Annotated in this window: 9 protein-coding genes; 8 read left to right on the top strand and 1 reads right to left on the bottom strand. The window is 69.6% G+C overall.

What is annotated here, in order from left to right:
• Positions 1 to 292: 292 nt before the first annotated feature.
• The 3 genes from ABDW35_RS23945 to ABDW35_RS23935 are packed head-to-tail and all read left to right on the top strand — an operon-like array spanning position 293 to position 3910.
• The gene (locus ABDW35_RS23945; protein WP_343716376.1) at positions 293 to 1999 is read left to right on the top strand and encodes an ABC transporter substrate-binding protein; all 1707 of its coding nucleotides are present in this window, start codon (positions 293 to 295) and stop codon (positions 1997 to 1999) included.
• Between the two features lies 1 nt (position 2000).
• Positions 2001 to 2978, top strand: a complete 978-nt coding sequence (locus ABDW35_RS23940) for an ABC transporter permease (RefSeq protein WP_343716375.1) — start codon at positions 2001 to 2003, stop codon at positions 2976 to 2978.
• Positions 2975 to 3910, top strand: coding sequence for an ABC transporter permease (locus ABDW35_RS23935; RefSeq protein WP_343716374.1), 936 nt, complete (start codon positions 2975 to 2977; stop codon positions 3908 to 3910). The genes ABDW35_RS23940 and ABDW35_RS23935 overlap by 4 nt, the downstream gene beginning before the upstream one ends.
• Here the strand turns inward: ABDW35_RS23935 and ABDW35_RS23930 are convergent.
• A complete protein-coding gene (locus tag ABDW35_RS23930) occupies positions 3907 to 4794 on the bottom strand; it encodes a hypothetical protein (protein WP_343716373.1) in 888 nt (295 codons plus the stop codon). The genes ABDW35_RS23935 and ABDW35_RS23930 overlap by 4 nt on opposite strands.
• A 295-nt stretch (positions 4795 to 5089) precedes the next feature.
• On the opposite strand from ABDW35_RS23930, the gene ABDW35_RS23925 reads away from it, so the two are divergent.
• The 5 genes from ABDW35_RS23925 to ABDW35_RS23905 all read left to right on the top strand — a co-directional run.
• Positions 5090 to 6232 carry an ABC transporter ATP-binding protein gene (locus ABDW35_RS23925; RefSeq protein ID WP_343716372.1) on the top strand — a complete coding sequence of 381 codons (1143 nt, stop codon included), beginning with the start codon at positions 5090 to 5092 and terminating at the stop codon, positions 6230 to 6232.
• Between the two features lie 16 nt (positions 6233 to 6248).
• Entirely contained in the window at positions 6249 to 7355 is a 1107-nt protein-coding gene (locus ABDW35_RS23920) for an extracellular solute-binding protein (protein ID WP_343716371.1), read from the top strand.
• A 362-nt stretch (positions 7356 to 7717) separates the two neighbouring features.
• On the top strand, positions 7718 to 8602 hold the full coding sequence (locus tag ABDW35_RS23915) for an ABC transporter permease (protein ID WP_343716370.1): 885 nt from the start codon (positions 7718 to 7720) through the stop codon (positions 8600 to 8602).
• The gene (locus ABDW35_RS23910) at positions 8602 to 9396 is read left to right on the top strand and encodes an ABC transporter permease (RefSeq protein ID WP_343716369.1); all 795 of its coding nucleotides are present in this window, start codon (positions 8602 to 8604) and stop codon (positions 9394 to 9396) included. The genes ABDW35_RS23915 and ABDW35_RS23910 overlap by 1 nt, the downstream gene beginning before the upstream one ends.
• Positions 9396 to 10017: aromatic ring-hydroxylating dioxygenase subunit alpha (locus ABDW35_RS23905; protein WP_343716368.1), on the top strand; the 622-nt coding region annotated here is incomplete at its 3' end. The genes ABDW35_RS23910 and ABDW35_RS23905, both read left to right, overlap by 1 nt.

Here is a 10017-nt window from a genome sequence, read left to right as displayed (position 1 = left end):
AGGCGGCTGACTATCGCGGCCCGCTGTGCATCGAGGCCGGCATCGGCGCCGATGAGGCCGACAGCGCCCACGGCGCCATCCGCTATGTGCGGGAGCTGCTGGAGGCGATTTGACCGCACTGGCGGATGCCGGAGGAAGGCGCGCCATACCCGGCCCAACCCCGTCATCGCGAGGAGCGTAGCGACGCGGCGATCCAGGGGCCGGTGCGAGCGGCCCTGGATTGCTTCGCCTTCGGCTCGCAATGACGGGTGGGGATAGGCCTCCACTCAAACCCAGAGCGAAAGGGGCCGCGATGAAGACGATCTCTCGCCATCACAAACAGGGACATTTTGATCTCACCCGCCGCGGCCTGCTGCGGGCCGCGGCAGCCACCGGTCTCCTGGCCGGCACCGCGCCCTTCGTCCGGGCGCAGGACGGGTCCGGCGCGCCGCTGCTGCGGATCGGTGCAGGCCAGGCCGCCTCCTGGGTGCGCAACTTCAACCCGCTGGTGCCGGATTCGCTGTTCCCGACCCAGTATGCGATCCATGAGCCGATGCTGGTGTTCAGCACCGCCACCGGCAAGACCACGCCCTGGCTGGCCACCGGCTGGGGCTTCAGCGACGACGGCAAGCGGCTGAGCTTCACCCTGCGCGACGGGGTGAAATGGTCGGACGGCCAGCCCTTCACCGCCCGCGACGTCGCCTTCACCCTGAACCTGCTGAAGAAGAATCCGGGCCTGTCCGGCTCCGGCGGCATCCGCGGCGTGATGGACACGATGACCGGGGCCGCGGCCGCGGACGACCGCACCTGCACCGTCGATTTCAGCCGCGCCTTCACCCCGGCGCTCTATGCCATCGGCCAGCAGTCGATCGTGCCGGAGCATGTCTGGAAGGACGTCGCCGACCCGGTGACCTTCGCCAATGACAACCCGGTCGGCACCGGCCCCTTCACCCAGGTCACGGTGTTCAAGCCGCAATATTGGGAGCTGCACCGCAACCCGAATTACTGGCAGGCGGGCAAGCCGGGGATCGAGGGGCTGGCCTTCCCGTCCTACGCCTCGAACGACGCCGGCACGCTGGGCCTGATCAATGGCGATTTCGAGTGGATGCAGCTGTTCATCCCCGATGTCGAGAACACCTTCGTCGCCCGCAACCCCGATCACTTCCGCTACTGGTATCCGCTGATCGGCGAGATGGTGATGCTCTACGCCAACACGGCGAAGAAGCCGCTCGACGACATCGTCCTGCGCAAGGCGATCGGCATGGGCGTCAACCGGCAGCAGATCTGCACCGTCGCGGTCTACGATTATACGAAGCCGGCCGACGCCACCGGCATGAGCGAACTCTATGCCCAGTGGAAGGATCCGGCCGTAATCGAGGCCGGCAAGGACCTGGTCTCGCACGACCCGGCCAAGGCGAAGGAGATGCTCGACGCCGCCGGCTACGCCCTCGACGGCGATGTCCGCAAGGCGCCGGACGGCACCCCGCTGGAGTTCGAACTGGTGATGCCCTCGGGCTGGTCCGACTGGGTCCAGGCCGGGCAGATCATCGCCCAGAACCTGAAGGAGATCGGCATCCGGGTGAAGCTGCGCGGGGTCGAGGTCACGGCCTGGTACGACGCCACCTACAAGGGCGCGTTCCAGCTGTCGCTCGGCAGCACCAGCATCAACCCGACGCCCTATGACCACTTCCAGTCGCTGATGTCCGGCAAGGTCAGCCGGCCGGTGGGTGAGGTCGCGGCGGTCAATTGGCACCGCTACGGCAGCCCGAAGATCGAGGGTCTGCTGGAAAAGTTCGCCGCCACCGCCGACGAGGCGCAGCAGAAGGACCTGGCGCGAGAGATGCAGCAGGCCTTCCTCGACGAATGGCCCGCCATCCCGCTGTATCCCGGCCCGCAATGGGGCGAATGCAGCACGGCGAAGTTCAAGGGCTTCCCCTCGGCCGACGCGCCCTATGCGCTGCTGGGCCCCAGCATCGCCTCGGAAGCGCTGCTGGTGCTGACCGCGCTGACGCCGGCCTGAGATGTCCTATATCGCGCGGCGCCTGGGCTTCTACCTGGTGGCGGCCTGGGCGTCGCTGACCCTGAACTTCGTCCTGCCGCGGCTGATGCCCGGCGACCCGTCGATCGCGATCTTCGCCCGCTTCCACGGCCAGCTGAACCCGGCCGCGCTGACGGCGATGAAGACCGCCTACGGCCTGTCGGACGACCCGCTGCCGGTGCAGTACCTGACCTATCTGGCGCATGCGCTGCGCGGCGATTTCGGCACTTCGATCAGCTATTTCCCGGCGCCGGTGATCGACGTCATCGGCTCCGCCCTGTCCTGGACCCTGCTGCTCGGCCTCACCGCGCTGCTGCTCAGCTTCGCCATCGGCAGCCTGCTCGGTGTGCTGTCGGCCTGGCATCGCGGCCGGCTGGCCGACGCGGTGCTGCCGCCGGTGACCATGCTGCTGCACTCCTTCCCCTATTTCTGGCTGGCGACGTTGGCCCTGTACCTGTTGGGCTTCCGCTCCGGCTGGTTCCCGCTGCGGCATGGCTACGACAACACGCTGCAGCCGGGTCTGACGGCCGAGTTCCTGCTCAGCGTCGGCCATCACCTGGCGCTGCCGGCCCTGACCATCGTCGCCGTCTCGATCGGCGGCTGGCTGCTCGGCATGCGCAACTCGATGATCGGGGTGCTGGCCGAGGACTACGTCACCATGGCCGAGGCCAAGGGGCTGACGATGCGCCGGGTCATGCTGTCCTACGCCGCGCGCAACGCCCTCCTGCCCAACGTCACCGCCTTCGGCATGTCGCTCGGCTTCATCCTCAGCGGCTCGCTGCTGACCGAGGTGGTGTTCTCCTATCCCGGCATGGGCTTCCTGCTGCTGACTGCCGTGCGCAGCAGCGACTATCCGCTGATCCAGGGGCTGTTCCTCTTGATCACCGCGGCGGTGCTGACCGCCAATCTGGTGGTCGACCTGCTCTACATCCGGCTCGACCCGCGGGTGCGGCTCAGATGACCGATTCCGCCATGTCCTCGGCCGCCACCGGCCAGGCGGCGCCACAGCACTCCGCCGGCCGCACCCTGGTCCGCACCCTCCTGTCCGACCGCAAGGCGCTGGCCGGCGGCATCATCCTGCTGCTGGCCGCCGCCATCGCATTGCTGGCGCCGGTGATCGCGCCGGGCGACCCGAACGACTTCGTCGGCCGGCCGAACCAGCCGCCCTCGGCCGCCTTCTGGTTCGGCACCACCAGCTCCGGCCAGGACGTGCTGGCGCAGACGGTGTGGGGCTCGCGCATCTCGCTCAGCGCCGGCCTGCTGGTCGGCATCCTGACCACGGCGCTGGGCACCCTGGTCGGCATGACCGCCGGCTATGTCCGCGGCCGCACCGACGACCTGCTGTCGCTGGTGGTCAACGTTTTCCTGATCATGCCCAGCCTGCCGCTGCTGATCGTGCTGGCCGCCTTCCTGCCGCCGGGGCACGCCACCATCGTGCTGGTGCTGACCGTCACCGGCTGGGCCTGGCCGGCCCGGGTGCTGCGGGCCCAGACCCTGGCGCTGCGCGAGAAGGACTTCGTCATCGCGTCGGAAATGCTGGGCGAAAGCCGCCTGCGGATCGTTTTCGTCGAGATCCTGCCGAACATGCTGTCGATCGTCGCCGCCAGCTTCGTCGGCGCGGTGGTCTACGGCATCGGCGCCCAGGCGGGGCTGGAGTTCATCGGCCTGGGCGACACCAGCGCGGTCAGCTGGGGCACCAACCTGTACTGGGCGGCCAACAACTCCAGCCTGCTGACCGGGGCGTGGTGGACCTTCGTGCCCTCCGGAGCCTGCATCGCCATCGTCGCCTTCGCCTTCTCGCTGCTGAACTACGCGATCGACGAGCTGACCAATCCGCGCCTTCGCTCCCAGCGCGGCCTGCGCCGGGCGCTGCGGCGGCGGCGGAAGGGCTAGGACGCCGCCTCCGCATCCAGCCGGCGGCGTTCGCGGATCTGGTCGCGCACCCGGGCCTCGCGGCGGGCCTGGCGCAGCTCCTCGCGGGTCGGCTGCCACCAGCCGCGGGCCTGCTCCGCCGGGCCGGCCTCGGCCCGGCTGGCCCAGACGCCGATCAGCTCCTCCATCTCCGGCCGGCGCCAGTCCGCCCAGATGTAGTCGCCGCCCGCCGGGTCCGCATGGGTGTAGATGCCTGCGGGGTCGGGGGCCTCGGCGATCTCGCCATCAGTGCCGGTGAACACCAGCATGCCGAACCGCTCTGTCATCACCGGCCGGTCCAGCGGCGGCGGGTCGCCGGCCAGCACCGGGTAGCGGTGGCGGCGGCGCTCGGCGGCCAGCAGGGCGGCGCGGCGCTGCCGCTCCGGCGTCCACTCCGCCTCGCGGCGCTTGCGGCGCTCCTCCGGCTCGTTGCGGCGGGCCGCGGCCTCGATCTCCGGCCAGCGCTGCCACAGCTCGTCATAGGACCGGAACGGCACGTGCCAGGTCTTGGTCTCGGCCTCCCACCAGGTCCAGGGGATGGCGTGCATCTGCGCCACAACGGTGCGGGAATAGGGCGTGCGCACCAGCAGCTCGTCCGCGACCTCCAGATAGGGGCTGTCGATCGGGTCGAACTCATGCGCGTCGCGGCCCTTGGCGTCGGCATGGTCGCCGCCGGGCGGCAGCTGCTCGGCCAGGAAGCGGGTCAGCCGGCGCTCGGCGGTGGTGCCGGGGATGAACCACACCCCTTCGGCTTCGCGCCAGCGGGCGCGGGGGAAGACCCGCATCAGCCGCTGCACCATCCCCCGATCATAGGGCAGCCGCGCCTCGATTCCCGCCGTGCCGCCGGCGGCGGGGCGGATGGTCACGCGGCTCAGGATACGGTCGGGCCCGTCGGGTGGCATGGGGATTCAGATAGGGGTGAATCGGCAATCCGTCGATGAAGCCCGCGCGACGCGGCGACGTCCAGTCCAGGCCGGTGCTGGATTTTCATGTGGTTGAAAGCAGACTTTCGCCTGGGTGAACCCGCCACGTGGTCAGAATACAGGCAGAAATGGCGAATTTTTGCGCCGCCGATGACCCTTGACAGGCCTCGCCGACGCCGCCACGCTGATTTCACAAGAATGAAAAAGACGGCTCAGCAGGAGACAGGGATCGATGCTGATGAGGGCCGACCGATCGCAGGCACCGGCGCCCCGGGCGGGGCAGGGGGCGCACAGCCTGGCGCTGACCCGGCTGTCGCGCCATTACGGGCCGATCCGCGCCGTCGACGACGTGTCGCTCGACATTCCGGACGGGGAGTTCCTGACCCTGCTCGGCCCCTCCGGCTCCGGCAAGACGACGCTGCTGATGATGATCGCCGGCTTCGTCGTGCCCAGCGCCGGCCGGATCGCGGTCGACGCCCGCGACGTCACCGCCGTGCCGCCGGAGAAGCGGAATTTCGGCATGGTGTTCCAGGGCTATGCCCTGTTCCCGCACATGACGGTGGCCGAGAACATCGCCTATCCGCTGCGTGTCCGCGGCGTCGGCCGGGCGGAGGTCGCGGCCAAGGTCGCCGGCGCCGTCGCCCGGGTGCGGCTGGACGGCTTCGACGACCGGTACCCGAAGCAGCTCTCCGGCGGCCAGCAGCAGCGCGTCGCCGTGGCCCGGGCCCTGGTGTTCGACCCCGACATCGTGCTGTTCGACGAGCCGCTCGGCGCGCTCGACCGCCAGCTGCGGGCCGAGATGCAGCTGGAGCTGAAGACGCTGCACCGCGACCTCGGCGCCACCTTCATCCTGGTCACCCACGACCAGGATGAAGCGCTGTCGATGGCCGACCGGGTGGCGGTGATGAATCGCGGCCGGCTGGTCCAGGCCGGCGCGCCAGATGAGCTGTACGAACGGCCGCGCACCCGCTTCGTCGCCGAGTTCCTGGGCAAGAGCAACTGCATCGCCGGCCGCATGGCCGGGCGCGACGGCGAGCTGATCCGGCTGGAGACCGGTGCCGCCGCGGTGGTGCATCGCGGTGCGTCCACGCCGCCGCAGGGCCGCGGCGTGCTGCTGGCGCTGCGGCCGGAGAAGGTGCGGGTGGCGGCGCAGGAGCCGCGCGAGATGGCCAACCGCGTGCCCGGCCGCATCCTCGACATCGCCTATCTCGGCGCCACAAGGCAGGTGGTGGTGGGCACCGATGCCTTCGGCCCGGTCACCGCGACCGGCTTCGCCTGGGAGGCGGCGCCGGATCTCGGCCTCGGCGCGCCCGCCTGGGTCGGCTGGGCGCCGGAGGCCACGGTTCTGATCGAAGACGAAGCCGACGACCGATCGGCCTGAACAGACAGGGGCAGACATGACGGCATCACGGTATCGCGCGGATCTCGCCGCCATCGCGGCGGAGCGGTTCGCCGACGGACACATCGACCGGCGCGGCTTCCTGGCCGTGCTCGGCGCCCTCGGCGTCACGCCGCTGCTGGTTTCCGGCCCGGCGAAGGCCGCGGCGCAGGAGGTGGTGGTGGTGAATTTCGGCGGCGACGCCGTGCCCACCTGGGGCAAGGCCTGGGGCGAGCCCTTCGCCAAGGACAGCGGCCTCAAGGTCACGGTGCTGGGCGCAGAGCCGACGCCGGGCGCGATCAAGGCGATGATCGAGAGCGGCAATGTGGTGTGGGATTGCACCGACGCCGACGGCTTCTACCTGCCGATCCTGAGCAAGCAGGGGCTGATCCAGCCCTACGACTACGGCAAGGTCGACAAATCGAAGGTGCGCCCGGAATTCGTGTTCGAATACGGCTGCGCCGCCTACATGTATTCGACCGTCAACGCCTACAGCCTGGAGAAGACCGGCGGCAAGGTGCCGAACGGCTTCAAGGACTACCTGAATTTCAAGGATTTCCCGGGCAAGCGGGCGATCTACAAATGGCTGGTCGGGTCGCTGGAGGCGGTGCTGCTGGGGTCGGGGGTGGAGCCGGACAAGCTGTACCCGCTGGATGTGAAGAAGGCCTTCGCCGTCATCAAGGACAACCGCGACCAGTTCCTGCTGTGGGGCGGCGGGGCGGAAAGCCAGCAGCTGTTCCGCGACGGCGAGGTGACGATGGGGCCGATCTGGTGCACCCGCGCCTCGGTGCTGGACCGGGATTCCGGCGGCAAGCTGACCTGGACCTGGGATCACGGCATCGTCGCTCCCGGCGTGCTGCCGGTGCTGGTGAAGAACCCGGCCGGCCCGGCGGTGTTCGACTTCATCGCCTCGACCCAGGTGCCGGAGCGTCAGGTCGAGCTCTTGAAGCTGCTCGGCAACGGCCCGGCCAACCCGAAGGCCAGCGCCAGCCTGACACCCGATCTGCAGAAGATCGATTGCGGCTACGAGCCGAACTACAAGCGCCAGATCCCGATCGACAGCGCCTGGTACGCCGAGAATTACGACACCGTGCAGAACGACTTCCTCGACCTGATGGCGGGCTGAGGGATCATGCCGATGGTCCTTGAGATCGCCCCATCAGTCCTTCCTCGTCATGGCGAGGACCTCGGCCTTGAGCCCTATGGCACTCACACATCGCCTCTTTTGAGTCCCCCCTCCCCTTGCGGGAGGGGGGTAGGGGGAGGGGTCTGCGCGCGTCCGCGCGCGAACGGGCAGGGCACCGAACTCGCCGTCCATGCTGGCTTGCGACAGTCTGGGCCGGCTCGATCCAAGAGAACCCCCTCCCCCTACCCCCCTCCCGCAAGGGGAGGGGGGACTTATAAAAGCTCACTTCATCAATGTGTGAAGCCGGCAGGCCTCGAGCCGGGAGCCGTGGCCGTGATGGCCCAATGTCCTGGGCGGCCAGCATGACAGCAGCACCCGCCCTCGGCAGCGCACTGCCCTTCGCCACCCGGCGCCGAAGCACGGCGTCGGCCTGGGCGCTGGTGCTGCCGCTGATGGCGGCGCTGCTGCTGTTGTACCTGGTGCCGCTGGCCAACATCCTGTGGATCAGCGTCACCGACCCGGCCCCCGGCCTCGGCAACTACCAGCGGCTGGTCGACTCCGACGCCATGCAGCGGGTGCTGGGAACCACCTTCCGCGTCGCCGCCTGGACCACGCTCTGCGCCGTCGTCCTCGGCTACCTCGTCGCCTATGTCATGCTGCACGCCTCGCCCCGGCACCGGGTGTGGATCACCGCCTTCGTGCTGGTGCCGTTCTGGGTGTCGGTGCTGGTCCGCGCCTTCGCCTGGCTGACGCTGCTGCGCAGCGAGGGGCTGGTGAACGGGGCGCTGGCCGGCCTTGGCCTGATCACCGAGCCGCTGCCGCTGGTGCGCAACGAGTTCGGCGTGCTGGTCGGCATGGTGCACTACATGGTGCCCTATGCCGTGCTGCCGCTCTATGCCGGGATGAAGGGCATCGACCCGGCCCTGGCCGCCGCCTCGCGCTCGCTCGGCGCCGGGCCGGCGCGCACCTTCGTGAAGGTGTTCCTGCCGCTGTCGCTGCCCGGCATCTTCGCCGCCGGCCTGCTGGTCTTCGTGCTGTCGCTCGGCTTCCTGGTGACGCCCGCGATCCTCGGCGGCGGCAAGGTGGTGATGATCGCCGAATATGTCCGGCTGCAGATCTTCCAGACCGTGCGCTGGGGCGTCGGCACCATGATGGCCTCGGTGCTGCTGCTGTCCGTCCTGGCGCTGATCGCGCTCCTGTCCCGCGTCGTCGATGTCCGCCGCCTGTTCGGCGGAGGAGGGGCCTGATGCGCTGGTCCGTCCTGGTGGCCCTGTGCTGGGCCGTGCTGCTGTTCCTGATGCTGCCGACCCTGGTGGCGATGCCGCTGTCGGTGACGCCGAACCGCTACCTGTCGCTGCCGACGGACGGCATCTCCCTCCAGCATTACGCCACGCTGTTCGGCGACGAGCAGTGGCGCTCGGCGATGCTGCAGAGCCTCGGCATCGGCCTCGCCGTCACCGCGCTGTCGGTGGCGCTGGGCACGCTGGCGGCGATCGGGCTGTGGCGCCTGTCCTCGGCGCTGGGCGAATTCGCCCGGATGCTGGCCCTGGCGCCGCTGATCGTGCCGCCGGTGGTCTCGGCCCTGGCCTTCTACCGCTTCTTCGCCACGATCGGGCTGCTCGACAGCTTCGCCGGGGTGATCCTGGCGCACACGCTGCTGGCCGCGCCCTATGTCCTGGTCACGGTCTCGGCCGCGCTGGCCTCGGTCGACCCGCGCCAGGACCAGGCGTCGCGCTCGCTCGGCGCCTCCCAGTCCCAGACCATCCGCTGGGTGATCCTGCCGCAGATCCTGCCCGGCATCCTGGCCGGCGGGGTCTTCGCCTTCCTCACCTCCTGGGACGAGATCGTGGTCACCCTCTTCATCGCCGCCCGCGCGGTCTACACCCTGCCGCGCAAGATGTGGGACGGCATCAACGAGCGGGTGGACCCGACCATTGCGGCGGCGGCGACGGTGCTGTTCGCCGTCACCCTGCTGCTGGTGATCCTGCAGATCCTGCGCGCCGGCCGCGAGCCGGCGGCGACCGACCGAGAGGTTGCGTGATGATGACCCAGAGCCCGGCAGCGCCGGACGGCTTCACCTGGACCCTGCCCGCCGCCTGGTACCGCGATCCGGAGCGCTATGAGCAGGAGCGCACGCGCATCTTCGCCCGGCACTGGATGCTGTTCACCTGGTCCGGCCGGCTGCGCAACCCGGGCGACTACGTCACCGGCACGGTCGCGGGATATCCGGTCTTCGCCATCCGCGGCGAGGACGGGCAGGTGCGCGCCTTCCACAATGTCTGCCGCCACCGCGGCGCCCAGCTGCTGACCAAGCCGGAAGGGCAGTGCCCGCGCCTGGTGGTCTGCCCCTATCACAGCTGGAGCTACACGCTGGACGGCAGGCTGAAGCGGTCGCCCGATTTCGGCTCCGCCCCCGCCTTCGACCCGGAGGAATGGGGCCTGTTCCGCATCGCCGCCGAGGAGTGGCGCGGCCTGGTCTTCCTGCGCATCGCGCCGGAGGGCCAGGGGCTGCGCGACTGGCTCGGGCCGATCGACGCCCTGGCCGCCGACTATCCGCTGGAGCAGCAGCACTGGTTCGCCGAGAAGAACCGCGACTGCGAGGTCGACTGGAAGACCTATGGCGAGAACTACCTCGAATGCTACCACTGCCGGACCATGCATC

This window comes from Inquilinus sp. (assembly GCF_039594555.1).
Taxonomy (GTDB): Bacteria; Pseudomonadota; Alphaproteobacteria; order DSM-16000; family Inquilinaceae; genus Inquilinus.
Note: the sequence above shows the minus strand (reverse complement) of the source record. Positions and strands in the feature narration are given on the sequence as shown.

Bases quoted from the DNA above. Each gene is read 5' to 3' on its own strand.
- ABDW35_RS23945 (WP_343716376.1), top strand. From the start codon at position 293: ATGAAGACGATCTCTCGCCATCACAAACAGGGACATTTTGATCTCACC.
- ABDW35_RS23940 (WP_343716375.1), top strand. From the start codon at position 2,001: ATGTCCTATATCGCGCGGCGCCTGGGCTTCTACCTGGTGGCGGCCTGG.
- ABDW35_RS23935 (WP_343716374.1), top strand. From the start codon at position 2,975: ATGACCGATTCCGCCATGTCCTCGGCCGCCACCGGCCAGGCGGCGCCA.
- ABDW35_RS23925 (WP_343716372.1), top strand. From the start codon at position 5,090: ATGAGGGCCGACCGATCGCAGGCACCGGCGCCCCGGGCGGGGCAGGGG.
- ABDW35_RS23920 (WP_343716371.1), top strand. From the start codon at position 6,249: ATGACGGCATCACGGTATCGCGCGGATCTCGCCGCCATCGCGGCGGAG.
- ABDW35_RS23915 (WP_343716370.1), top strand. From the start codon at position 7,718: ATGACAGCAGCACCCGCCCTCGGCAGCGCACTGCCCTTCGCCACCCGG.
- ABDW35_RS23910 (WP_343716369.1), top strand. From the start codon at position 8,602: ATGCGCTGGTCCGTCCTGGTGGCCCTGTGCTGGGCCGTGCTGCTGTTC.